We start from the raw sequence: 23,443 nt of genomic DNA, 5'->3' as shown, positions 1-23,443 counted from the left end.
GCTACACATCTTGCACGATGGATACGAAATCCTCGGCAATCGATTTGTGCTCGTGAAAGCCTGTCAGTTCATTGAAGATCTCTTCCAAGGTTCCTTCGTGATTGCGTTCCTTCAGCTCATCGAATGTCCCGTCTGCGACGATCCTTCCGCCATTGAGCAGCACAATTCGGTGGCTAATCTTCTCAACGACGTCCATAATATGCGAGGAATAGAAGATCGTCTTCCCTTGAGCTGCTAGCTGCGCCAGAATCTCTTTGACGACCATGACACTGTTCGCATCCAATCCACTCAAGGGCTCGTCTAAAAATAGCAAATCCGGATTATGTAACAAACTGGAGATCAACATTACCTTCTGCTTCATGCCTTTGGAATACGATGCGATCGGCTTATGAAAGACATCTGCCGCTAGGCCGAACTGCTCCATCAATCTGCTTGCTTTGCGATTCGCATGCTCCCATGACATCCCATACAACTCGCCAATAAACGTTAAATATTCACTCGCCGTTAAATTATCGTAAATATCTACAACCTCGGGCACGTATCCGATCCGGTTCCGATACTGTAGATCCCCCTTCGCAATATCTTGACCGAACAGTTGAATTTCGCCCAAATACCCCGTTACAAGACCTAACATAATTTTCACCGTCGTGCTCTTGCCTGCCCCATTCGGCCCAATATAACCAATGATCTGCCCTGGATAGACATCAAGATCAATGTTCTGGAGTACGGTTTTGGTCCCATAAGCCATATACAAATCACGAATAGATACTACGGGTTGTTCTGTGTTCATCCCCAAATCCCCTCTCACGCCGTCCTCATAGACAAAAAAGCAAAGAAACGTAAGCCTCTTTGCTCTTCTGGTGCGCTATTCTTTGTCTTTCACATATCGATCATATCGACCGTCGACTTCCTTCGCCATGCTGCGGAACTTCTTCGTCTCTTCTCGAATGGGATCCAGCTCCGTCTGAATTCGAATTTCGTATTTCGGAGATATTTGTTCGCGTTCTTGCGCTTTGCGATCAACCGCTTCCATCTCGCCTTCAGTCAACATGTCGCTCAGCTGCTGTTCTAGTTCTTGAGCCGATTGGTTTTGACGTTGTTTATCCATGTTTCAGAACCCTTCCTTTGTCTACTAAATATGCGTTGTTCTGCAACTTACTACGCATATAGTCTTCACCGGACTAGCTCAATCGATGTGTGAAATTAACGATCTAACCCTGTTACATTGGCTTCTGCCAGCACCTGTTGCAACTCCTCATGGATATGACCATTGGTTGCCAGGACATGACGCACCCCAAGATGATACGGATTGCCTGCGGTGTCCGTCACCTTGCCGCCGGATTCCTGAATGAGCAATACGCCAGCTGCCAGATCCCAAGCATTCAAATTCAACTCCCAGAATCCGCTTAAGCGGCCTGTCGCCACGTAAGCAAGGCTAAGCGCGGCAGACCCAATCGTACGAATGTTGCGAACGCGCGGTGCAACCGCTTGAATACCTGCCAAATTGAGCGGCAGCAATACATCTCGGTCTGTTGGGAAACCTGTTGCGATCAGGCTGCTCACAAGCTTCTCTTCTTGGGAGACCTTCATTCGTACGCCATGAACATATGCTCCCTTGCCCTTCTCCGCGACGAACAACTCATCACGCGCCGGATCATAGATTACGCCTACAATGACTTCCCCTTTATGCGCTAACGCAATGGAAACCGAATATAGCGGTAGTCCATGCACAAAGTTCGTTGTTCCATCGATCGGATCTACGATCCACAAATAATCGGACTGCTTCACTTCATTCAATGCGGAAGCTGCTGCAGCTGCGCCGACACCCGTACTCTCTTCACCTAGAAAAGAGTGATCGGGAAAATGTGTCATGATTAAGCGGCGAATGAGTTTTTCTGCGCCTTTATCCACTTCAGTCACTAAATCGTGCGACGAGGTTTTTATATCCAATTTTTCATAGTTTCCTAATTTACTCTTAATCCATTCTCCTGCCTTCGCAGCGCAATTAATGGCCACGGCGGTAAAACTTTTACTGCTAACCACATACGGCTCTTGGTTCGTTTGATTCAAGGCTATCACTCTACTTTCCTATTGAATCTCCTATCCATATACAAAGTATACGCTCTAGGGATCAGCAAGTTTCGTCACGATTACGATATGCGCGCAGAAACCAACTCATGCACAACTCAAGTGATCATTATGGTTACGGCCTGTAGCCTGAGAGCAAAAAAGTCCGTTTCTCCTAAGCGTCTCAAAGGCGCTATGTTGTAGAAACGAACTCTTGAACTTGAATGGCGAAACGCTACACGCCTACGATGTGGAACCCACCATCGACATAGATTACTTCGCCTGTAATTCCGCGGGATAACGGGCTAATTAAGAACATCGCCGTATCACCAACTTCAGCCGTTTCTGTCGTACGACGAAGCGGTGCTTTCTCTTCCACTTCACGCAGAATCGAGTTGAAATCTTTAATCCCTTTCGCAGCAAGCGTACGGATTGGACCAGCCGATACCGCGTTCACGCGAATGTTGTATTGACCGAGGTCATTGGCAAGGTAACGAACGGATGCTTCAAGCGCTGCCTTCGCAACACCCATCACGTTGTAGTTCTTCATGGCACGCTCTGCACCAAGATACGTCATCGTCATGATGCTGCCGCCCTCTGTCATTAACGGATACAATCGCTGCGATACCGCAACAAGCGAGTACGCGCTAATGTCATGTGCTAACGCAAATCCAGCACGGGATGTATTCACGTATAATCCTTCAAGCTCTTCCGCCTTCGCGAATGCAATACTATGTACGACACCGTGAAGAACGCCGAATTCTTCTTTTAGTTGTGTTGCGAGGATATCAATTTCCTCATCCACCGTTACGTTGCATGGAAGTATAATTGAATTCGGGATTGTAGCTGCAAGTTTACCTACCCGTTCCTGTACCCGTTCACTCTCATATGTAAATGCTAGACGTGCACCTTGCGCCGCTAAGGATTGTGCAATCGCCCATGCGATACTGCGATCGTTAGCGACACCCATGACTACAATATTTTTACCTGCTAATAATTGACTCATTTCTTCCTTTTCCTCCTCTCACCGATTCCTAGCTTGTCCATCCTTCGAATCGTACGAGCTAACAATCAGTCCTTTGTCCAAATTACCTTATTTACAGGCGAATTTCAAGTATTTTATACGTTATATGGTTATTTTACCAAATTATCCCTCGATTTCAACACTAGCTTGATCCTTTATCGTAACGCCATCATTCGTGTATTGCTTCAGATCGTCCATAAGCTTGAATAGCGCATCATCCTTCATCTTCGCTTCAATCATCACATCCAGATGCGTCGTGATTGGAGCAATCGCCCGCAGAAAGTGAAGCAGCGGCCCGACTTGCACATAGTCGGCATGTCCTCGAAGATCTTTATCACTCTTGGGGCTAGATACATGAATTTTGGGCGGAAGGACTACATGTTCCTCACGCCATGTCGCGTGAATACGCGGCCATAGCTCTTCAGGACGTTCGCCTTCATTATTCACCCATTGATGATGAATATCGAGCACCATGGGCAGTCGTAGCTTCTCACTGATCTGAAGGGTCTCTACCGCATTAAATGTCTTATCATCATTTTCTAATGTCACTCGCCGCTTTAGTGTGGGGTCAAGCTTGGAGAACTGATGAATGAACCGTGCACCTGCTGTCGCTTTGTCCCCGTATGCACCGCCAATATGAATATTATTTTTCGCGCGATCATCCAATCCCATTGCATCAAGCATCCTAACATGATGCGTTAGATCGCGAATTGAATGACGAAGAACCTCTTCTCGCGGGGTACTAAATACGGTGAAATGATCGGGATGGAAAGACAGACGCATGCCTGCTTGATTCGCATAGTCACCAATGGCCGAGAACGCTGGTTTCAGATAGGGGAAAGGATCCCAATCCTGAAGGGATTGATGTGTCGCTAAGGGGATCAGCTTCGATGACATCCTATAGAGATGAATGTCATGCATTCGGTTATGCTTCAGCAGCCGCAGCGTATTGTGCAGGTTCTCTTCTGCTATTCGTTCTAATCGACGGTAACCCGCTTCGATGTCATCCAGCTTCTCGAACTGCTTGTAGGTCATCGTCCGCGAAGGCGATGCGTTCTTGATTACCGTAGACATCGCGACGTAGCCGATCCGAACCTGCATTGCCTTCTTCACCGCGTGGGCCTCCTTATTGTACGTTGAAATTCACATACTTCTAAGTGTGCCCAGATCCGATTACTTTTTACCGGGATCACCAAAAAACATCTCGTACGCGAGCGCTGTCTGCACACGCGCTTCTTCATCATTCAACTTACGGATTAACTCCATCTCCACCTCGGTCACTTCTTCCCCTTGGAAGTTGATCTCTGCAATGGATGCGACGATCTTCACGATCGCAATGGCTTGGTTATCCGGTGTATATGCAATGACCTTCTGACCTGTCGGGAATACGCGGAATCCGCTCTTCACCATTTTACCGCGGCCGTATTCTAACAGCTCGTACAATTCTTGCTCCGATTTGAACTTGCACACTGAATTAAACTCCGTCTGAAATCCCATTAATCGTTCCTCCTTATAATATGGTTAAAAATAGAGCAGGGAAGCGAACACCTCCCTGCTACTATAAATCCGTTTATTTTACGACATGAACCTCTTAGACAACCGTCTGTGGTTTGTTATTGCCGAAATCGATCTGCTGCTTCTCTTCAAAGCGTTCAAGCGCGAGCTGGATTAATGTATCTAGCAGTTCCTCATACGATACACCTGTCTCACGCCACATGAGCGGATACATACTGTACGGCGTAAAGCCCGGCATCGTATTCACTTCATTAATCATAATCTGGTTATCATGTTTCTGCACGAAGAAGTCAACGCGCGATAGTCCCGAACCATCAATCGCCTGGAACGCACGAATGGCAAGTGAACGAAGTTCCTCTGTCAGCTCTGGCGAAATGTTCGCCGGAATCATCATTGAAGAATTCCCGTCCGTATATTTGGCTTGGTAATCATAGAATTCACTTGAAGACGTAATCTCGCCCGGTACCGAAGCTCTGGGCTCCTCATTCCCAAGTACGCTAACTTCAATCTCACGCGCATCAATGAACTCTTCGACAATGACTTTACGGTCGTAACGAAGCGCAAGGTCGATGGCTGCTACGAGCTCTTCCCGGTTGCGCGCTTTGGAGATGCCGACACTGGAACCAAGATTCGCTGGTTTGATGAAGCAAGGATAACCTAGCGATATTTCGATCTCCATCGTATGATAGCTCGCGTCTTTCTCCCATTGCTTGCGTGTGAAGTAACGATACATGCACTGCGGTAATCCCGCCTGAGCGAACAATTTCTTCATGATGACCTTATCCATACCCACCGCAGAAGCGAGAACCCCTGCGCCAACGTATGGCACATTCGCAATCTCGAACAGACCCTGAATCGTACCGTCTTCGCCAAATGTACCATGAAGCAGTGGGAAGATCACATCAATACTCTGTACGCCGCTGCTTCCTGCTGGTTGCCTTGCATCTGTGAACAAGGGCATAATTGCTGATCCTGCCGGTTTATTCTTATCTGCTTCATACTGCAACAAACCTGAATGCTCTACTGGCGCTTGTAGGAGCGGACCATTCCGCCATTCGCCGTCTTTCGTTATATAGAAAGGCACGATCTCATATTTGTCGTAATTAAATGCCTTCATCACTGCAAGTGCTGTGGATAAAGATACTTCGTGCTCGCCTGATTTGCCTCCGTAGATAAGACCTACGCGTGTTTTCTTTATGCCGCTCATGACTTTCCTCCGCAATAGAACATGTTTTGTAGCCCGATTGGGCCCTTTATTTCATTGTTTGTTAGACATTAGAACCAATCCATAATATGAAAAAAACGATATTGTGTACGCTCCGTATGCGCATAAGAATCCCGGTAATCCCAGTAGCGATGTCTACTATTCGTCGTGTGCGCATTAACAAGCGGCATTCCGCCTGCATCGAACGCTGTGACGATCGCGCTATGTTGGTATCGACCATCGCCATCCCAATCATAGCTAATGACATCGCCTAGCTGTAAATCCGACGGCCGTTCTACGGGAACAGCTTGCAAATACGAATCACTATGATTCAAATAGTTGTTCAGTGCATTGGCGACAGCCCAGCTGTAACTCCAAGCTTCCTGGTTGTTCACCATGCCCCGGTACCACCAACCTGTCTCTCTTTTACCAGTATAGTGGATTGGTCCCCCCCCTGCAACGAGACATTGTGATATATAATTCGTGCAATCGACTTCAAAGGCTAGAAATTCTGGGTTATTTCCGTTCCACCACTGATCCGCATATTGCACCGCACGTTCCCTCGCATAAGACTTCGCACGCCAAGATTTGGACATCCCGAGAACATCTGTATTTAAGAGAGGGATTGATGGGATATGCTCGGATGTCTGCTGTTCAGGGTGACTCACAATCTCCTCCTTCTCCGTTCTTCGTTCCTCGGGATGACGCTCAGGAATATTCTGCTCAATGCGGGTAATAATCCACGTGTTGCCATCCTTGTTCATCGTAATGCGCTCTTGTTCTAATCGTTCTTCGACGTGGGCAATATGGCGTTTCTCATAGATTCGGCGTGTCTGGAACTCCAGATCGACGACGACCTCACCTTCACCTTCACGTGTCCGCAGCAGCTTCGTCCGCGTCTCATTGCGAAGCGGCGTTGACTCCCGCGCTTGATACCATTCCTTTAGCATATGCATGCGGTTGCTTTTGCGCATTAAATGATCTAAATCTGTCACCACAACTTGATCTGCGGGCTGCCTATAATCGATTTCTGTGCGGTTGAATTGATTCACATAGGAATAAAGGGCATTTTTCCAATCTTTTCGCATACCAAAGGACCTCCCCAAAGATTTTTTACCGTAAGCAAGGTTGGTTCAGTATATGACATGCTGGGGGGAAATATGAGGGGGGGGAATGGATGATGCTCAAATTGAAAAGTAGATGGCTGAACTTCTACATTGGCGCGTTGGGGAGGGGTGGATATGGGGTTCCAGCCGCTGTTGAAATTCGTGTGAATTGGATTGGATGGTTAGTGGTTTTCACACGAATTTCAAAGGCGGGCGCTTCGCTCCTCCACCCTATATCCATCCCCTCTTCGGAGCTACGGTGTGCGGGGTACCACTTTTCAATTGAGCACATCCATGGAGGGTGTTGGGGGGAGCGGCGTGCCGTAAACAACTGCATTTCTGCAGTTGTTTACGGCCATCGGGGCCGCAGAGGGCGAATTAACTGCGTTTTTGCAGTTAATTTAGCCACTTGGTGGCGTGACTGGCCAATTAACTGCGGATTTGCAGTTATTTCAGCCACTTGGGAGCGTAACGAGTCAATTAGCTGCGTTTTTGCAGCTATTTCAGCGACTTGGAGACGCGAGGAGCTAAATAACTGCATTTCTGCAGTTATTTCAATTACTTGAGAGCGTAATGAGTCAATTAACTGCATATCTGCAGCTATTCAGCCACTTGGGAGCATCAATTAACTGCGTTTCTGCAGTTATTTCAGCCACTTGGGGGCCGCGACGAGTTAATTGTGCTGACAAATTGTAGAGGTACTTATCAAGTCCTCTAAATTCCGATCAATTTGCCCCATATATAAGGCGGTGAGATTACTGAAGGACTTCGCGATTTAATTGCGGACGACCTCGATGGCGTAGAAATTGTTGTAGAGCAGGAAGACAATAAGCGGGAGCATGACGATGAGGAACCCGAATATCAACTTGAAACGAATGAACTTGAATAGAAGCTTCTCGAAGAATGGCATATCAGTGTCTCCTTCCTACCGCTTCAGCATCCTTGCGGGGTGTGGTCATATTCCATTCATTGTAAACATTTTTATGATCGATTCATGGTAAAATCTTCAGGAATTATCGATATTTTATTGAAAGAATCCTAGAGGATCCCCAGTGAAAAAACCCTTTACGACGAGAGATTATGCAGGTATACTTAAGGTAAATCAATAATTTGAAATTGCGTTTCACTAGATGAAACGAATATCATTTCAAATTGGACTCTTGATCGAAGGGAACTCCTTCGAGAATAAATTTAGGAGGCGCAGCATCATGTCCAAAAAGGATCACTACTCCGTAGCCCGCGACCTGCAAGTGAACGGGAAAAGCTACCGCTACTACAGTCTTCAGGGTCTTGAAGAGCAAGGTATCGGCAGCATTAACAAGCTTCCATTCTCCATTAAAGTGTTATTGGAAGCTGCTGTACGTCAATTCGACGGCAGAGCCATTACAAGTGAACATGTGAAGCAAATCGCGAGCTGGGCGGAAGGCCGCGACGACAACAAAGAGATTCCGTTCATTCCTGCACGTATTGTATTGCAAGATTTTACTGGCGTTCCGGTTGTCGTTGACCTTGCAGCTATGCGCGATACGGTCAAAAAAGCTGGCGGGGATCCAAAACAAATCAATCCGCTTGTACCGGTTGACCTTGTTATCGACCACTCGGTCATGGTAGATGCATTCGGATCTCCCGACGCGCTAGAGTACAATATGAATGTCGAGTTCGAACGTAATGAAGAACGTTACCGTTTCTTGCGCTGGGCGCAAACGGCGTTCAATAACTTCCGCGCGGTTCCTCCGGGCACAGGTATCGTTCACCAAGTGAACCTTGAGTACCTTGCATCCGTAGCTGCAACGAAAGATGTTGACGGCGTGACTGAAGTCTATCCAGACTCCCTCGTCGGTACAGACTCCCACACAACCATGATCAACGGTCTTGGCGTTGTTGGCTGGGGTGTTGGCGGTATCGAAGCAGAAGCTGGTATGCTCGGCCAACCGCTCTACTTCGTTACACCGGAAGTTATCGGTTTCAAATTAACAGGTAACTTGGCTGAAGGCGCAACAGCGACAGACCTTGCGTTAACAGTAACGCAATTGCTTCGTAAGAAAGGCGTTGTCGGCAAATTCGTAGAATTCTACGGACCAGGTCTATCCAACATCAGCCTTGCAGACCGTGCAACAGTTGCCAACATGGCACCAGAATACGGCGCAACGGTTGGTTTCTTCCCAGTCGATGATGAGACATTGAACTACATGCGCAGTACAGGTCGCGCAGAAGAGCAAATCGAGCTTGTAGCAAGCTACTATAAAGAGCAAGGCATGTATCGTACAGACGCGACACCAGATCCAATCTTCTCCGATGTGATTGAGCTGGATCTAGGATCGATCGTACCAAGCTTAGCTGGACCGAAACGTCCACAAGACCGTGTCGAGCTATCGAACATGAAAGAAGCATTCAACAGCATTATTCGCACACCAATCGATAAAGGCGGCTATGGCTTGTCCGACGAGAAAATCGCACAATCCGTTCCTGTCTCCCATCCGAATGGCGAGAAGAGTGAAATGGCTGCGGGTGCAGTCGTGATCGCAGCGATTACGAGCTGTACGAATACATCGAACCCTAGCGTTATGCTCGGTGCAGGTCTTGTCGCGAAGAAAGCTGTTGCGCGCGGACTCAAGAAGCCTGGCTATGTGAAGAGCAGCTTAACACCAGGATCCCTTGTGGTAACTGAATATCTGCAAAAAGCTGGCGTATTGGAATCGCTCGAAGCACTGGGCTTCCACGTAGCAGGTTATGGTTGTGCGACTTGTATCGGTAACTCCGGTCCATTGCCGGATGAAGTGGGCCAAGCGATCGCGGATAACGATATGACGGTTGCAGCCGTTCTTTCCGGTAACCGTAACTTCGAAGGACGCGTTCACGCTCAAGTGAAAGCGAACTACCTTGCTTCCCCGCCGCTAGTTGTTGCTTACGCACTAGCAGGTACGGTGAACATTGACCTTGCGAACGATCCGATCGGCTACGATCAGAACGATGAGCCAGTGTACCTCAAAGACATCTGGCCAACATCGCAAGAAATCAAAGAAGCGGTAGCAACCGCATTAACACCGCAAATGTTCCGTGATAAATACGAGCACGTATTCACACAGAATGAGCGTTGGAATCAAATTGCAGCGCCACAAGGTGAATTGTATGAGTGGGATGAGAAATCGACTTACATTCAGAACCCGCCATTCTTCTCGAACCTAGGCACAAGCCTGAATGATATTACAGACATCAGCAGCGCGAACGTGCTTGCATTGATGGGCGATTCCGTTACGACGGACCATATCTCCCCTGCAGGTAACATCAAAGCTGACAGTCCAGCAGGTGAATATCTCATCGAGAACGGTGTGAAGAAAGAAGACTTCAACTCCTACGGTTCCCGTCGTGGTAACCATGAAGTGATGATGCGCGGTACGTTCGCGAACATCCGTATTCGTAACCAAGTGGCTCCGGGTACAGAGGGCGGCGTAACGACTTACTTGCCGAATGAAGAAGTCATGTCGATCTATGATGCATCCATGAAATATCAAGATGCAGGTAAGAACCTCGTCGTTATCGCAGGTAAAGAATACGGTACAGGAAGCTCCCGTGACTGGGCTGCCAAAGGTACATTCTTGCTCGGCGTCAAAGCGGTTATCGCTGAGAGCTTCGAGCGTATCCACCGCAGTAACCTTGTTGGTATGGGCGTCCTTCCGCTTCAATTCCAAGATGGACAGAGCTGGAAGACACTTGGCATTACGGGCCGTGAGACATTCGATATCCTTGGCTTGTCCAACGAGGTACAGCCAGGACAATCGGTGAAAGTTATCGCGACTCGCGAAGATGGCAGCAGCTTTGATTTTGAGGCTATCGTGCGTCTAGACAGCATGGTGGACGTTGACTACTACCATAACGGTGGTATCTTGCAGACGGTACTTCGTCAAATGATCGCGAACCAATAAAGAACGAACTCATATCATATGTTAAGAGCTCCGAGATGTCTGATTTATAGGACATCTCGGAGCTCTTCTTCATTCTCCCAACAGCTCGTGCGCTGTCACTTATTCTTCTGGCTTGCGATCCAGAATGCGAATATAATAAGCGGGATCAGAATAAACCAAGGGATCGTAATCCCCCCAACGAATATGGCTAGTATGAAGATAAGTACGAAGCCAATGATAATATACAGACAACCGCGGCCGAACGTCTCCATGTATACCGTCTCCCTTCAGGAGGATTGGATGGGTGTACTTCTAGTATACAAAGGCGATGCTCAGATATATGTTAACGAATTTAACAAAATGTCGAAGCGTGCATGTAAAGACGAATAACCGCCCATCCTAAAGGACGAGCGGTGCGCCTGAGCTAATGTCGTGTTACAGATCACATAGATCAATGAGCATGAATCGTGCATCATGACTCGCTTCAATCTTCAGCGTCGTGATATCGGAAATCCGAGCAGAATCTCGTGTGCCAAGCTTCGCCTCACCATTTAAGGTGACATCCCCTTCGAGGACAAAGACGAAGATTTTGCGATCGGCAGTCGATATGTGAGAAATGGATTTCCCCGCATCCAGATCAGACAAATAGATCGTCATATCTTGATGAATCTTCGCAACGTTCTCCCCACCTTCGGTTGAGACAACAGGCAGCAACTGATTGCGCATTTGGCTCACATCGAATTTCGAAGTCTCATAGGACGGATGTAGATTCGATTCATCGGGGATGAACCACATTTGCAAGAAATTTAAGGTTTCATCGCTCGAAGCATTGAACTCTGAATGGAAGATGCCCGTCCCCGCTGACATCCGCTGGATTTCACCAAATGAAGTAATCGCCTGATTACCCAGATTATCCCGATGCTCAAGCTCCCCCGATAGCACGATAGACACAATCTCCATTTCACGGTGAGGGTGCATACCGAACCCCTCTTGCGGCGTAACGAAGTCATCATTCAGCACGCGCATTGCACCGAAATTCAAATTACTCGAATCATAATAATCTGCAAATGAGAAGCTGAAATTGCTCTTCAGCCAACCGTGATCGGCTGTATATCGTGATGCTGCTGGATAAATATTAATCATCATAGACCCTCCTCACTCCGATGAAATTAGTTCATCAATGTATATTGCCCGCCGCCGATCAAGGCGATACCTACAGCAACAGCAATGAGAACCAGATTATATTCGTAACCGCCTGCGGTGATCCACAATCCATTCTTACCATGAACCGTAATGATCGAGACCAGCATCGTAATGACGATGAGTGCAGCGCCGATCGTTAACCATACCCCCGAAGCGAATAACAACCCGCCTACAAGCTCGCCGCCGCCAGCCATAAGTGCCATCAACATCCCTGGCTTCATGCCAATGGATTCAAGCCATCCTGCTGTACCACGTAATCCGTGTCCCCCGAACATCCCGAATAATTTCTGAGCGCCGTGACCGATAAATAAAAGACCAATCACCAAGCGAATAATAAGAATACCTACATCTAACATGTGTAACTCTCCCCTTAACACTTATATTTTGTTTGTTACTTACTAAAATTAATATACACCCCTTAACTAACTTTTGTCAAGCAACTAAAAATATTTTTAAATAACCTATTTTTCTGACATTAGATATGTTAAAATTATGACAAGGACATTGCACATTGCATTTGCCCGGAAAAGAGGTGTTACAATGGATTACTCTAAAATGTGTCCAAAATACGAGCACGCTTCTGAGCTGCTTGGCAAGCGTTGGACAGGTCTAATCATTCGCGTACTGTTAGGCGGTCCACGAAGATTCAAAGAAATTAAAGAGCAAATTCCGGAAATGAGCGATAAAATGCTGACGGATCGGATCAAGGAGCTGGAGAACTGCGGCATTCTCGTCCGAAATGTCTATCCGGAGACCCCGGTTCGTATCGAATATGACCTAACGGATAAAGGTAAAGATCTAGAACCCGTTATTGAGAAAATTCAATCCTGGGGCGAAAAATGGATGTGAATCATGAACGACAAAAAAGAGCCGATACCATGCAGTCTCTACTGCAGTGATATTGGCTCTTTTTTAGTGCTCTTCATTCCTATTTGGCGCTCTTCCTACCGTAACATCTTCCCCATGCGCTTCGCTGCTTCAATGACAAGCGGCGCTTGATCCTGCATCGCCTGCAGCGAGAAGCGGTTCACAGGTCCTGAGACGGATAAGGCCGCCGCCAAATGGTGAGATCTGTCGAATATGGGTGCAGATAGGGCTGCAGCACCAGATTCACGCTCTTCAAAGCTCGTCGCATAGCCCTGCTCCCGAATCTCCAATAGCTGACGGATATAGTGCTCCTTCTCCGTCTCAGACGTCCAGTCTAATGACTGGATTAATTCTGCTTGCATGGCCTCATTGGCATATGCAATCAATACTTTACTCGATGCCCCCACCGAGAGCGGCGCACGCATACCCACAGGAGCTACCCTGCGTATCGCATGATTACTCTGTACGGCTTGAATTCGGATGCGCTCTTTGCCATCACGCAAGTACAAGCTGATCGTCTCTCCGATGAGATCACGCAGCCGCTCCATTTCCGGCAGCAGTATACTTGCTGGATCATCCTCTTGGGACAAGTTAGCAGTAAGTTCCCATACTCGCATGCCTAGCCGGTACTTCTCCGTCGCTTGATTGCGCGTGACAAATCCTTTTTCCTCCAGTGTCGTTAACAACCGATGCACGGTACTCTTATGCAAGCCGATCTTGCTGGAGATTTCCGTCAAGCCCAAATCCGTATCCGATGTAAAGCAAATCAGTATATCTAAAGCCCGCTCGACGGCTCGAACCGTTAATTTACGTTCTTCCAAGAGAGGATTCCCCCTTAAAGTAGTTTCATAGAATGAAACAAAGTTACATCTAGTATAACGAAAATCTACTCTTTCGTAAAGCTGAGATTACCTCTGTTACAGGTAGATTACAAGGACCTTACAAATTACGACCACCCATTGACCCTAGACCTATCTCATCATACGATAGAACTACCAAAGATTTATAAAACGCTTTCATAGATCTCTATATAAGGAAGTTCAAAAAGTCGCCTTATGATCACGAAGATTATTCAAGAAGAATCTCGGCATCGAATCTTGCATTCACCCATCGAACTCCGTTGCTCATTTAGGTATCCCTAAACTCCGCTACTCGTTCTTCGGGTTCATGCAACCTTCTCGGTGCTGATAAGTCAACTTTTTGAACCTGATCTTAGCTTCAATAATAAATTCACATCTAAGATTCTAGAGGAGGTATACGCAATGACGACATCTACTTGGACTGAACCTGTACTTCAAGGCGAAATTCTACAGCCTACTGCACCTGCAATACCTTATCGTCGTCTGCGTCTGAGACATGTCATGATCGCACTTACTCTATCACTTGTCACACTCCTCGTCTTTGCCTTTCTAGCATTGCATGGATATATTGCATGGGTGTTGTCCAATCCAACGGTTGCGGACATCACTTCCAATCCCTATCAAGCCAAACGCTTGCATTACGAGAATATTACATTCCCTGCTTTAGATAACAGTACGAATTTAGAAGGTTGGTATATCCCCGCTGCGAACTCGAAGAAGACCATCGTATTCAGTCATGGCTATGGCGCGAACCGCGAAGAGTTGTGGGTACCGATGTACGATCTCGCACAATTCGCACATCGATTGAATTACAACGTCGTTATGTTCGATTACGGATTCGCCTCCAAGACCCATAAGCTTGCCGCAACGGGCGGCGCCATCGAAAGTGAACAACTGCTCGGCGCCATTCAATATGCGAAGGAACGCGGATCGCAAGAAATTGTCGTATGGGGCTTCTCTATGGGTGCCGGCACGGCCTTACAAGCCGCGCTTAAGACAGATGACATCGATGCAATGATCTTAGATAGTACGTTCCTGCTCGAGCCGGATACTCTGTATCATAATATCAGTCAACATATGAAGCTACCGCGTGATGTATCGCTGCCGATTCTAAGATCCTTATTCCCTATCATTAATGGCACGAGCTTGCAGCAAATTCCTTATGAGGCCGTGAAAAATCATAACTATGAAATGCCGATCTTCTTCATTCACGGAACGAATGATGAGAAGGCTCCTTATCCAATTGCAGAGGAACTCGCAGCGAAGCAGAGCAATCTCAACTCCGAGGTTTGGATCTCGAATGGCGCATTGCATGAGATGATCTATCGTCAACATCCCAAAGAATATTTGAAGCGAACTGCTTCTTTCTTAAATGCCGTATCTTAATCTTAGAGTCTACCCTGACAGCATGGCATAGGCATCAACAACTTGGAATATCTTGAATAGAGATGTTCTGAGGGAGGTGCTTATGACATGCTGTTTGTATATGGTACGCTCATGCCCGCGCGCGTACTCGAAGAAATTCTGCAATGGAAACGACAAGAGAAAGATAACATGGCCTTCATTCCTTCCGTGCTACCCGCACTTGAACCGCAATATGTCACTTGGCTTAACGAATGGGAACGACTCGTGCACCGAACCATTCACTATACACAGTTCTATATCCATCCTTTTCGCCATACCCATCAGCCCTATGCCCCCGAACTTCAAGAACAAGTCGATCATTTATTGAACGCTTCCCTAGCCCATTCGCTAGCATGGGTCACACAGCTTCGCGAAGTGATTGCCGCAAGCCCTGCGATTCAACGAAATATTCCAGCGCAGCAGACCCTACGCCGTATCATTGAACAAACCGAGTCTTTCATCCATACCGCGCAACCGATGGTACATCCGGGGATCACTGCTCCCGCAGTTACAGACCAGTCTCCCATCACTTCAGAGGATTACCGGATGAAGACATGGTCCGATATGCTTCCCCCCAAACAACCGGAGCCCGTTCCTATCGGTGGTCATCTACTGCCGCCTCTCGCCTACCCTTACGATGCACTTGAACCTTACATCGATGAGACAACGATGCGAATCCATCACGATAAACATCATCAAGCGTATGTCGATGGTCTTAACCATGCAGAATTAGCACTTGCCAATGCACGTGAAGACGGGAACTTCGACCTCGTTAAATATTGGGAAGGCGAGTTGGCCTTTAATGGTGCTGGGCACTATCTACATACCCTCTTCTGGGAAATCATGAACCCTGAAGGCGGCGGGAAGCCTGAAGGAGACTTAGCCGAGCAAATTATCCAGGATTATGGCAGCTTCGAGAAGTTCAAGGCCCATTTCAGTGCTGCAGCAGAGAAGGTAGAAGGCGGTGGCTGGGCGATCCTCGTCTGGAGCCCTCGTAGCGGTCGTACGCAGATTTTACAAGCTGAGAAGCACCAGAACTTATCACAGTGGGATAACATTCCCCTCCTCCCAGTCGACGTCTGGGAGCACGCCTATTATTTGACGTATCAGAACAATCGCCGCAAATATATCGATAATTGGTGGAAAGTCGTCTATTGGCCTGCGGTAGCAGCCCGCTACAAGCAAGCTAAACAATTGAGATGGCAGCCGTGGTGAACGGCATGATGACAACCCGCGCAGCTTCGCAGCTGCGCGGGTTATGTTTTGTTATAAAGCGGCGATACCTCGCACGAACTGCTGTTAACGTATAGGCTTCACAGGCCGCTGCCACCAAATATACGCTTGCACCTTCTTCGTATGCGTTGCGAGATGCGGCGAAGAAGGAAGAGCGATACCAAAGGGCTGAAGCAGTGAGTTCTGTTCCACGGACACCTTTGCAGTCTGGACGGACCAAGGCGAGTGCTGAATGTCGGTGATGATCAGTTCACTGCTCACAACACCTTTCGCTTGAAGCGGCACGGGATGTCGTTTATCGCTATACTGGCAGTAACGCTCTGTAAGCCATTTGGTTAATGGATTAGTGACCGCGGGATAAGGACTCGAGACCGGCGTTGCATGCAGACGCAGCTTGGTATGGTCCGAAAGACTGCAGTCGATACGTTGATCTGGCGGATGGCTCAATTGCAGCTTGTCCGGATGCATCGGATCGATGCGAAGATCGGCATGAATGAACGGCATATGCATAAATGTCGAAGCGCCTAACACAGCCAAGCGACTAGTGGCACCGATACGCAAGAAATAGACCCCGGGTTTGCCTTCACTAGATCGAACATAGGTGCGAATATTGACCTGATTGAAGTCCATCATGCCCGGTATGGGCGGCATGAAGCGTAATCTCAGGTGATGCACCTGAAGAACGACAATGCTGATCCAAGCTTGGTCATTATAGGTATCCAGTTCAAGTCCTTTCGGGATGAACGGGTGGAGCATATTCGAGTCCACCGCGTAATGGATGAAGGTGAGGTCACGCCATTGCTGCGACATGATCCACGGTGCTTGAGGCAGTGGCCAAGGACGCGTGGGATTCAGCTCTGATAATTGCATGAATAAGTCAGTCCCTCCAATACGCGTATACTCCGGGATGGTAGGATACACCATGTCATACAGTATTGGAATGTAGGATGCGATAATTTGATAAATCTATACAAGAAGCCTCGTTTTGCACAATAGATAGAACAGTCTATTTTATCAAATACCCTAACGCACACCTGGAATGATACGCAGCAAGATCTCTTGCAAATTGTTGATCCGGGAAACCACGATGCAGCAGCTTTAGGCCACCCGCCGTTAAGGAGATGTGGTAATAAAATCGGTAAAAAGCCATTCGGTTCGGATCAAGCGTATCATGCTTAAGATACCGATAATATTCGCCGAAACGGAGTTCAAGGAAGCTATGTTCAAGCTCGATATCATAGAATTCCGCTCCCTCGATATCGATCAAGTAAGGCTCCAATTGCTGATTCACCAATATATGATCGGGACCCAATTCGCCATGGATAAATCCATAACGGTTGCGAGGTGCTATGCGTGATGCGAGCACATGCAGCATATCGAGCAGCTGGCTATAATGGGCCTTGATTGGCTCGATATACTGGGAGGCATACAACAACTGATTTTCGGCATCCTTCTTCTGAAGTAAGTGGCAATTCTCTCTAGCTTCTTCCCGATCATTCACCTTCCCAAAAGTCTGCCTTATGTTCCCATGCATGCCAGCCAGCATATCGCCGATCTGATGGAACAATGCATCCTGTACCCGCGTATCTGACTCGTGAAAATAGACCTCCGCTTTCTGCCCTTCCATGTATTCTACGAGTGCATAATCGAACGGATACTTCGTTTGATCCTGATTCAAGTCGTACAGAGCAGGCGTTCGAATCCCCTGTTCCTTGAAAAATCTATTATTCATCGCGAATAAATCACTACCATACGATCGATGATCCGCACCATTGCTTTCGATTTCCTCTTGAAAGAAATTCATTGTCAGATCCCACACATAGAGTACACAGGAAAATCCATTGCTACAGTTCAGCCTATAGATGACCTTCTGTGCACCGCCGTGCAATCTCACCATATCCGTAACCCGATGATTCGTTCCAAACACGTTCCCTACATAAGTTTGCAAATCAGATAAATCGAGGTGAAAATTCCGTTCCATCTTAGCAACACTCCATTTCTTAAGTTATTGCCGGCACTTCAACTGTAGCGGAAATTTCCCTGAAAATATAGACTGTTTCTTCACGATTTGTTATGATGTCGAATAAGGTCTCGATAAAATTAATAAGCCTTTGGAGCATGTACTCCAAAGGCTTTTTTATAGCCATATGCATCCCCAAGGGAGGAAGCATGAGTGAAAAATACATGGATCATGTTAACTTCTGTAGTCGTTTTTTGCCTCACAATAGCAATTCTAGTAGCTTTTATAGTAAATCGTTATGACGATTATAAAGCACATATGTATTTAATCCCCGATGGTTATGTCGGATGGGTCGAAGTGGAATATGACCAACCTGGATATCCCGAGTTAAAGCAGGAGAAAAATGCGCTCGTCTATGAAATTCCGCCGTCAGGGAAATTAATAACTGCTAGTCCAAATGCTTCAGGTCCCGTCACCTACTATTATGTCCTTGCGGACGGTACCAGGAAGAGTATCCCTTTTGGCGAGAGCGCCATGGTTCATCACTTTGGCACATCGTCATCAAGTACACTTCACGGCGATGGAACGACAGTCCATACCCCTCAGACGGTCAAGTTCTTTGTCGGAACCACCGAACAATTGGATGAGGCGCAGCGCAGCAAGCCATAATCATGATGTAAAGAGCTGACCACGAGGTCAGCTCTTTTTTATCACCGTACAATCGTTCCTTATCCCCTACATCATCGCCTGTGGATCTTCCTTGCGCAAGAGCTCCTTCTTCTCCCAGCTGGCGAAGAAATCCTCCCAGATCACTTGACATCGATCTTCTTCAATGCCCATTACAATCCCAACCGTCCCGTCCGTCACGAATACGACGCGATCCCCGACCCGGAACATGGCGCTCACCCTAACCGGAAGATGATCCCGTGACCACCTTTGGGGTATACCCATTTGATATTCTCATGCGGGCATCCGATCCGGCAGCTGCCGCACTCATGACAGCCTTCATAGCCGACATGCATCCGAATGTCTTCCCACTTATACACTTCCGCAGGACAGAAAATCGTACAGATTTTATCCGGACATTTGGTCGCGCACGTATCATAGTCCAGCACATGCAGATGCGAATTGGTGTCGGCCTTGAATCGGATCAAATATTGCTTCTCTTCAATCGATTGCCCTTTCGTTCCATCACTCATTTCATCACCCTCCAAGCTTGAAACAAGTCACGAGCAATTTTGATTTTATCCCCGACTGTACCGATGCCTTGCCAGATCTTCCGCTGCTTCTCCCGTTTCGAGGTTCCATCGACGGTAAACATCTGGCTCGCCGCTCGATTGATCATCGGAATATATTGCTCGAAATAGTGCGGGTATTTCTCGAAATGATGCGTTGCATCCTTATATTTCTTCAGGTCTTCCCCAACGAACGAATACATTAATCGCTGGCGATAGACATCCAGTGCCTTCTCGGAGAAGTCACCTGTCGACTGCGCCTCGATAATCGTCTCAGCCGCAATGACACCGGAGGTCATCGCCATATTCGATCCTTCTCGATGGATGGCATTCACCATCTGTGCCGCGTCGCCAACGACGAGTACGCCATCGCCGACGATCTTCGGCATGGACCGATATCCACCCTCTGGAATGAGATGCGCCAAATACTCCTGCTGCTCTGTTCCTTGAATGTATGGACGAATCATCGGATGCGTCTTCACATATTCCAGCAGTTCATAAGGCTTCAGCTTATGCTTGATGAGCCCTGACAGCATCGTGCCGACGCCGATATTGAGACTATCTTTGTTCGTATAGAGCCATGCCGTACCGAGGATTCCCTTGGTCGAGTCGCCGAAAATTTCAATCGTACAACCTTGGTCCCCCTCCAGGTTGAACCGGTCCTCGATCACTTTCTTATCGAGCTTCAGCACCTCCATCACGGCAAGCGCCACCTCATCCGGCTTGAATTCCTTGTGGAACCCAAGAGACTTCGCGAGGAGCGAATTTACCCCATCCGCAAGGACCACGACATCGGCATAAATATCGCCTTCCGGCCGATCCGTTCGAACCCCGACGACCTTACCATCCTTCACGATACATTCGAGCGCAACCGTCTCATTAATGAGCAGTGCGCCCTGCTCTACCGCTTTATCAGCGAACCATTGGTCGAACTTCGCACGGAGCACCGTAAAGTTGTTGTAGGGTTCCTTCCCCCACTCCATCCCCTTGTAGCTGAAGGTCGTAGCAGATTCCTTATCCAGCATCATGAACCGCTGCTCCACAATCGGCCGTTCGACAGGTGCTTCCTTATAAAAACCCGGGATGACATCCTCCATCATCTTACGATAGAGCACACCGCCCATCACATTCTTCGATCCGGGATATTCCCCCCTCTCCAAGAGTAAAACGCTTACACCTTGCTTCGCTAAAGTATATGCGCATGCGGTCCCCGCTGGACCGGCGCCAACGACAATGACATCAAATTTCTCAGCCATGTTCCACCTCTTCTCGCAGCGCTTGATCGAAGGCCTCCGTTAACATCGGCACAATCTCGAATGCATCCCCCACAATGCCATAATGACAAGCCTGAAAAATAGCCGCATTCGAATCCTTATTGATCGCGATAATTAAGCCCGAGTTCTGCATGCCGACCAGATGTTGAATCGCTCCTGAGATGCCGATCGCAAAATAAATTTTCGGTGTCACCGTGACCCCTGTCTGTCCGACCTGTCGACTATGTTCAATCCAGCCCGCTTCCACCGCATCCCGACTTCCGCCAACCGAAGCGCCGATTCGCTTCGCGAACTCGCCGATCATCTCGAAGCCAGCTCGGCCGCCAAGCCCTTTGCCGCCCGCCACGATAATATCCGCTTCATCGAGTCGAACCTTCTTCACCGTATGCCTGACAATATCCAGTACCTTCGTGCGGATATCCTCTTCACGAAGCTCTACAGGCTCTTCGATGACCTCACCCGTTCGCTCAGGGTCCCGCTCCAGCGCCTTGACGACCTTCGGCCGCACCGTGGCCATCTGCGGGCGGTCCTTCTTACAGAGAATCGTCGCCATAATATTGCCGCCGAACGCTGGTCGACTCGCCTCCAGCAGCCCGGTCTCGGCGTCGACATCAAGCATCGTCGTATCCGCCGTAAGGCCTGTCGCGAGGTCTGTCGCTACAGCACTCGCCAAATCTTTGCCCGTCGAGGTCGCGCCATAGAGGAAAATTTCCGGCTTATACTTCTCGACACAAGCAATAACCGCCCTCATGTACGATTCTGTGCGGTAATGGTAGAATATCGGATCATCATACACATAGACCGTCTCCGCACCATAAGTGATTGCCTCTGCTGCTAGACCCTTCACGCCATCGCCAATAAGAATCCCTGATAGCGGAACGCCGCGTTTGTCCGCAAGCCGTCTGCCCGCGCCGAGCAGTTCAAGGGAGACCGGGACAATCGCTCCATCTTTATGCTCGAGAAACACCCAAATACCGCAATATTCTTCGATATTCATTGCACGCCTCCTTCCTCTGTGGCGCCTGACTTATGGAATAGTTCCTTCTTATTCATCAGAATACTGAATAACCGATTCACCTGCTCCTCGCTGCTCCCTTGCAGCATCTCGCCGCCCTTTGGCTTATCCGGCGGCCATACTTTGGCGACGATCGTCGGCGAGCCTTTAAGCCCAAGCTTCGTCCGATCCACGATCCCCAAATCTTCAACCGACCAAATCACCGGTTGATACCGCGCAGCTCGCATCATATTCGGTAAGGTCGAATACGGAATTTCATTAATCTCCTTCTCTACAGACAGCAAGCAAGGCAATGTCGTCTGAATCACTTCATACCCATCCTCGAGCTTCCGATGAACAACCGCATAGCCCACTTCACGATCAAGCTCGACCACCTTATTCACACTCGTCAGCGGCGGAATATCCAGCCTCCGTGCAATACCGGGACCTACCTGTCCGGTATCACCATCAATGGTCATTTTCCCGCAAATAATCAGGTCAATCGGCTCCATCGTCCCGATCTTCTCGATCGCCTTGGTGAGTGAGTAGCTGGTTGCAAGCGTATCTGCCCCAGCAAAGGCACGGTCCGTAATGAGATAGCCTTCATCAGCCCCAATCTCAATACATTTGCGAATGGCTTTGACCGCTGGCGGCGGACCCATCGTGACGACAGACACCTTTCCGCCATACCTCGCTTTTAAGCGGACAGCCTCCTCCACCGCATGCGCATCGTAGGGATTGAGGATGGCAGGGGCACTGGACCGATCCATGGTGTTGGTCTTCGGGTTCATTTTAATAATTTTCGTGTCAGGTACTTGTTTGATACAAGCAACAATGTGCAGCATTTGCAGCCACTCCTTTTCACGATACATCGTCACAACTCTTCTTATCACTTTATTGTTCAACAGGCGGTTCTATACCGTTCCGGAAACAAAAAAATCGCCCGCAAAGCCTCTATGTAAGAGCTTTACGAGCGATTCTTCTACCCAACAATGATTATGATTTGATTAACGATAAAAATTCGTTGCGCAGTGTCGAGCTGCGACGGAAGCTGCCGCGGACACCGGACGTTACCGTCTTGCTGCCCGGCTTCTTCACGCCTCGCGCGCACATACACAAATGCTCCCCTTCCACAACAACCATTACGCCGTGCGGCTTCAGCACTTCTTCCATAATATCAGCAATTTCGGATGTAATCCGTTCCTGCACCTGCAATCGACGCGTCACCGCTTCAACGAGGCGTGCGAGCTTGCTAAGACCCGCAATTTTCCCACTAGGGATATAACCAATATGGATCTTCCCGAAGAAAGGCGCCATATGATGTTCACACTGACTGTAGTAGACAATATCTTTGACAATGACAAGCTCTTCATGCTGCTCATCGAATGTCACACCGAGCACTTCACGCGGATCGACTGCATATCCAGCAAAAATCTCCTCATACATCCGAGCGACCCGAGCTGGCGTCTCTAGCAGACCTTCCCGCTCTACATCCTCACCGATCAATTTCAGGATTTGCTGTACATGATATTCAATCTTCTCGTGATTCTGCTGTACGTGTTCATTCACATAATCCTTTACTCCTGACAAGATGC

General features: G+C 48.2%; 27 protein-coding genes. 5 read left to right on the top strand and 22 right to left on the bottom strand.

Annotation, left to right across the window (positions count from 1 at the left end; translation table 11 throughout):
- Nucleotide 1: 1 nt before the first annotated feature.
- The 10 genes from C558_RS0103825 to C558_RS34925 form a co-directional block, all read right to left on the bottom strand.
- The gene (locus C558_RS0103825; protein WP_018754908.1) at nt 2–790 is read right to left on the bottom strand and encodes an ABC transporter ATP-binding protein; all 789 of its coding nucleotides are present in this window, start codon (nt 788–790) and stop codon (nt 2–4) included.
- Between the two features lie 75 nt (nt 791–865).
- A complete protein-coding gene (locus tag C558_RS0103820; RefSeq protein WP_018754907.1) occupies nt 866–1,108 on the bottom strand; it encodes a hypothetical protein in 243 nt (80 codons plus the stop codon).
- A gap of 95 nt (nt 1,109–1,203) precedes the next feature.
- Entirely contained in the window at nt 1,204–2,070 is an 867-nt protein-coding gene (locus C558_RS0103815; protein WP_026263708.1) for an inositol monophosphatase family protein, read from the bottom strand.
- Between the two features lie 232 nt (nt 2,071–2,302).
- Nucleotides 2,303–3,073, bottom strand: coding sequence for an enoyl-ACP reductase FabI (gene fabI / locus C558_RS0103810; RefSeq protein ID WP_018754905.1), 771 nt, complete (start codon nt 3,071–3,073; stop codon nt 2,303–2,305).
- Nucleotides 3,074–3,214: 141 nt separating this feature from the next.
- Nucleotides 3,215–4,192, bottom strand: coding sequence for a UV DNA damage repair endonuclease UvsE (uvsE, locus tag C558_RS0103805; protein ID WP_026263707.1), 978 nt, complete (start codon nt 4,190–4,192; stop codon nt 3,215–3,217).
- 72 nt (nt 4,193–4,264) lie between these two features.
- Nucleotides 4,265–4,588 carry a hypothetical protein gene (locus tag C558_RS0103800; protein WP_018754903.1) on the bottom strand — a complete coding sequence of 108 codons (324 nt, stop codon included), beginning with the start codon at nt 4,586–4,588 and terminating at the stop codon, nt 4,265–4,267.
- A 94-nt stretch (nt 4,589–4,682) separates the two neighbouring features.
- Nucleotides 4,683–5,813 carry a D-alanine--D-alanine ligase gene (locus C558_RS0103795; RefSeq protein WP_018754902.1) on the bottom strand — a complete coding sequence of 377 codons (1,131 nt, stop codon included), beginning with the start codon at nt 5,811–5,813 and terminating at the stop codon, nt 4,683–4,685.
- A 68-nt stretch (nt 5,814–5,881) separates the two neighbouring features.
- Complete coding sequence (locus C558_RS0103790; protein ID WP_018754901.1) at nt 5,882–6,898, bottom strand: amidase domain-containing protein; 1,017 nt, start codon at nt 6,896–6,898, stop codon at nt 5,882–5,884.
- A 367-nt stretch (nt 6,899–7,265) separates the two neighbouring features.
- Complete coding sequence (locus C558_RS34415) at nt 7,266–7,508, bottom strand: hypothetical protein (protein ID WP_211220730.1); 243 nt, start codon at nt 7,506–7,508, stop codon at nt 7,266–7,268.
- Nucleotides 7,509–7,691: 183 nt separating this feature from the next.
- Complete coding sequence (locus C558_RS34925) at nt 7,692–7,826, bottom strand: hypothetical protein (protein WP_018754899.1); 135 nt, start codon at nt 7,824–7,826, stop codon at nt 7,692–7,694.
- Nucleotides 7,827–8,124: 298 nt separating this feature from the next.
- Here C558_RS34925 and acnA point away from each other — a divergent pair, with 298 nt between their 5' ends.
- On the top strand, nt 8,125–10,839 hold the full coding sequence (gene acnA / locus C558_RS0103775; protein WP_018754898.1) for an aconitate hydratase AcnA: 2,715 nt from the start codon (nt 8,125–8,127) through the stop codon (nt 10,837–10,839).
- Between the two features lie 95 nt (nt 10,840–10,934).
- Here acnA and C558_RS34165 read toward each other — a convergent pair whose 3' ends face one another.
- The 3 genes from C558_RS34165 to C558_RS0103755 form a co-directional block, all read right to left on the bottom strand.
- Entirely contained in the window at nt 10,935–11,090 is a 156-nt protein-coding gene (locus C558_RS34165; protein ID WP_018754897.1) for a hypothetical protein, read from the bottom strand.
- Between the two features lie 163 nt (nt 11,091–11,253).
- Entirely contained in the window at nt 11,254–11,961 is a 708-nt protein-coding gene (locus C558_RS0103760) for a pirin family protein (RefSeq protein ID WP_018754895.1), read from the bottom strand.
- A gap of 26 nt (nt 11,962–11,987) precedes the next feature.
- Nucleotides 11,988–12,377 (bottom strand): DoxX family protein, encoded by a 390-nt coding sequence (locus C558_RS0103755; RefSeq protein ID WP_018754894.1) that lies wholly within the window; start codon nt 12,375–12,377, stop codon nt 11,988–11,990.
- 184 nt (nt 12,378–12,561) lie between these two features.
- On the opposite strand from C558_RS0103755, the gene C558_RS0103750 reads away from it, so the two are divergent.
- On the top strand, nt 12,562–12,870 hold the full coding sequence (locus C558_RS0103750; protein ID WP_018754893.1) for a winged helix-turn-helix transcriptional regulator: 309 nt from the start codon (nt 12,562–12,564) through the stop codon (nt 12,868–12,870).
- 95 nt (nt 12,871–12,965) lie between these two features.
- Here the strand turns inward: C558_RS0103750 and C558_RS0103745 are convergent, their stop codons facing one another.
- A complete protein-coding gene (locus C558_RS0103745; RefSeq protein WP_018754892.1) occupies nt 12,966–13,709 on the bottom strand; it encodes an IclR family transcriptional regulator in 744 nt (247 codons plus the stop codon).
- Between the two features lie 441 nt (nt 13,710–14,150).
- On the opposite strand from C558_RS0103745, the gene C558_RS0103740 reads away from it, so the two are divergent.
- Both C558_RS0103740 and C558_RS0103735 read left to right on the top strand, forming a co-directional pair.
- Nucleotides 14,151–15,134 carry an alpha/beta hydrolase gene (locus C558_RS0103740; RefSeq protein ID WP_018754891.1) on the top strand — a complete coding sequence of 328 codons (984 nt, stop codon included), beginning with the start codon at nt 14,151–14,153 and terminating at the stop codon, nt 15,132–15,134.
- 87 nt (nt 15,135–15,221) lie between these two features.
- Nucleotides 15,222–16,367 carry a Fe-Mn family superoxide dismutase gene (locus C558_RS0103735; protein ID WP_018754890.1) on the top strand — a complete coding sequence of 382 codons (1,146 nt, stop codon included), beginning with the start codon at nt 15,222–15,224 and terminating at the stop codon, nt 16,365–16,367.
- Between the two features lie 84 nt (nt 16,368–16,451).
- Here the strand turns inward: C558_RS0103735 and C558_RS30285 are convergent, their stop codons facing one another.
- Together C558_RS30285 and C558_RS0103725 are read right to left on the bottom strand one after the other, a co-directional pair.
- A complete protein-coding gene (locus tag C558_RS30285) occupies nt 16,452–17,255 on the bottom strand; it encodes a YqjF family protein (protein WP_018754889.1) in 804 nt (267 codons plus the stop codon).
- Between the two features lie 136 nt (nt 17,256–17,391).
- Complete coding sequence (locus C558_RS0103725) at nt 17,392–18,366, bottom strand: phosphotransferase (RefSeq protein ID WP_018754888.1); 975 nt, start codon at nt 18,364–18,366, stop codon at nt 17,392–17,394.
- Between the two features lie 192 nt (nt 18,367–18,558).
- Between C558_RS0103725 and C558_RS0103715 the strand changes: the two genes are divergently transcribed.
- On the top strand, nt 18,559–19,014 hold the full coding sequence (locus tag C558_RS0103715) for a DUF6843 domain-containing protein (RefSeq protein ID WP_018754886.1): 456 nt from the start codon (nt 18,559–18,561) through the stop codon (nt 19,012–19,014).
- 66 nt (nt 19,015–19,080) lie between these two features.
- Here the strand turns inward: C558_RS0103715 and C558_RS34160 are convergent, their stop codons facing one another.
- From C558_RS34160 to folE, 6 genes are all read right to left on the bottom strand, one after another.
- Nucleotides 19,081–19,242 (bottom strand): hypothetical protein, encoded by a 162-nt coding sequence (locus C558_RS34160; RefSeq protein WP_018754885.1) that lies wholly within the window; start codon nt 19,240–19,242, stop codon nt 19,081–19,083.
- 5 nt (nt 19,243–19,247) lie between these two features.
- Nucleotides 19,248–19,544, bottom strand: coding sequence for a ferredoxin family protein (locus C558_RS0103705; RefSeq protein WP_018754884.1), 297 nt, complete (start codon nt 19,542–19,544; stop codon nt 19,248–19,250).
- Nucleotides 19,541–20,836 carry an FAD-dependent oxidoreductase gene (locus C558_RS0103700; protein ID WP_018754883.1) on the bottom strand — a complete coding sequence of 432 codons (1,296 nt, stop codon included), beginning with the start codon at nt 20,834–20,836 and terminating at the stop codon, nt 19,541–19,543. The genes C558_RS0103705 and C558_RS0103700 overlap by 4 nt, the downstream gene beginning before the upstream one ends.
- Entirely contained in the window at nt 20,829–21,851 is a 1,023-nt protein-coding gene (locus tag C558_RS0103695; RefSeq protein ID WP_018754882.1) for an electron transfer flavoprotein subunit alpha/FixB family protein, read from the bottom strand. The genes C558_RS0103700 and C558_RS0103695 overlap by 8 nt, the downstream gene beginning before the upstream one ends.
- Nucleotides 21,848–22,693, bottom strand: coding sequence for an electron transfer flavoprotein subunit beta/FixA family protein (locus tag C558_RS0103690; protein ID WP_040674359.1), 846 nt, complete (start codon nt 22,691–22,693; stop codon nt 21,848–21,850). Before C558_RS0103690 ends, C558_RS0103695 begins: the two co-directional genes overlap by 4 nt.
- Nucleotides 22,694–22,844: 151 nt before the next feature.
- Nucleotides 22,845–23,438: a GTP cyclohydrolase I FolE gene (folE, locus tag C558_RS0103685; RefSeq protein WP_026263705.1), complete on the bottom strand. Its 594-nt coding sequence runs from the start codon at nt 23,436–23,438 to the stop codon at nt 22,845–22,847.
- Nucleotides 23,439–23,443 lie beyond the last annotated feature (5 nt).

The sequence above is a fragment of the Paenibacillus terrigena DSM 21567 genome, assembly GCF_000374845.1.
Classification (GTDB): domain Bacteria; phylum Bacillota; class Bacilli; order Paenibacillales; family Paenibacillaceae; genus Paenibacillus_K; species Paenibacillus_K terrigena.
Note: the sequence above shows the minus strand (reverse complement) of the source record. Positions and strands in the feature narration are given on the sequence as shown.

Excerpts from the sequence above, each read along its gene's own strand:
- C558_RS0103760 (WP_018754895.1), bottom strand. The coding sequence starts at position 11,961 with ATGATTAATATTTATCCAGCAGCATCACGATATACAGCCGATCACGGT.
- C558_RS0103735 (WP_018754890.1), top strand. The coding sequence starts at position 15,222 with ATGCTGTTTGTATATGGTACGCTCATGCCCGCGCGCGTACTCGAAGAA.
- C558_RS34165 (WP_018754897.1), bottom strand. The coding sequence starts at position 11,090 with ATGGAGACGTTCGGCCGCGGTTGTCTGTATATTATCATTGGCTTCGTA.
- C558_RS0103755 (WP_018754894.1), bottom strand. The coding sequence starts at position 12,377 with ATGTTAGATGTAGGTATTCTTATTATTCGCTTGGTGATTGGTCTTTTA.
- C558_RS0103795 (WP_018754902.1), bottom strand. The coding sequence starts at position 5,813 with ATGAGCGGCATAAAGAAAACACGCGTAGGTCTTATCTACGGAGGCAAA.
- C558_RS34160 (WP_018754885.1), bottom strand. The coding sequence starts at position 19,242 with ATGTTCCGGGTCGGGGATCGCGTCGTATTCGTGACGGACGGGACGGTT.
- C558_RS0103695 (WP_018754882.1), bottom strand. The coding sequence starts at position 21,851 with ATGAATATCGAAGAATATTGCGGTATTTGGGTGTTTCTCGAGCATAAA.
- C558_RS0103690 (WP_040674359.1), bottom strand. The coding sequence starts at position 22,693 with ATGCTGCACATTGTTGCTTGTATCAAACAAGTACCTGACACGAAAATT.
- uvsE (WP_026263707.1), bottom strand. The coding sequence starts at position 4,192 with ATGCAGGTTCGGATCGGCTACGTCGCGATGTCTACGGTAATCAAGAAC.
- C558_RS0103700 (WP_018754883.1), bottom strand. The coding sequence starts at position 20,836 with ATGGCTGAGAAATTTGATGTCATTGTCGTTGGCGCCGGTCCAGCGGGG.
- acnA (WP_018754898.1), top strand. The coding sequence starts at position 8,125 with ATGTCCAAAAAGGATCACTACTCCGTAGCCCGCGACCTGCAAGTGAAC.
- C558_RS0103820 (WP_018754907.1), bottom strand. The coding sequence starts at position 1,108 with ATGGATAAACAACGTCAAAACCAATCGGCTCAAGAACTAGAACAGCAG.
- C558_RS0103740 (WP_018754891.1), top strand. The coding sequence starts at position 14,151 with ATGACGACATCTACTTGGACTGAACCTGTACTTCAAGGCGAAATTCTA.
- C558_RS30285 (WP_018754889.1), bottom strand. The coding sequence starts at position 17,255 with ATGCAATTATCAGAGCTGAATCCCACGCGTCCTTGGCCACTGCCTCAA.
- C558_RS0103750 (WP_018754893.1), top strand. The coding sequence starts at position 12,562 with ATGGATTACTCTAAAATGTGTCCAAAATACGAGCACGCTTCTGAGCTG.
- C558_RS0103725 (WP_018754888.1), bottom strand. The coding sequence starts at position 18,366 with ATGGAACGGAATTTTCACCTCGATTTATCTGATTTGCAAACTTATGTA.
- C558_RS34925 (WP_018754899.1), bottom strand. The coding sequence starts at position 7,826 with ATGCCATTCTTCGAGAAGCTTCTATTCAAGTTCATTCGTTTCAAGTTG.
- C558_RS0103705 (WP_018754884.1), bottom strand. The coding sequence starts at position 19,544 with ATGAGTGATGGAACGAAAGGGCAATCGATTGAAGAGAAGCAATATTTG.
- C558_RS0103825 (WP_018754908.1), bottom strand. The coding sequence starts at position 790 with ATGAACACAGAACAACCCGTAGTATCTATTCGTGATTTGTATATGGCT.
- C558_RS34415 (WP_211220730.1), bottom strand. The coding sequence starts at position 7,508 with ATGCAGTTAATTGACTCATTACGCTCTCAAGTAATTGAAATAACTGCA.
- fabI (WP_018754905.1), bottom strand. The coding sequence starts at position 3,073 with ATGAGTCAATTATTAGCAGGTAAAAATATTGTAGTCATGGGTGTCGCT.
- C558_RS0103800 (WP_018754903.1), bottom strand. The coding sequence starts at position 4,588 with ATGGGATTTCAGACGGAGTTTAATTCAGTGTGCAAGTTCAAATCGGAG.
- C558_RS0103790 (WP_018754901.1), bottom strand. The coding sequence starts at position 6,898 with ATGCGAAAAGATTGGAAAAATGCCCTTTATTCCTATGTGAATCAATTC.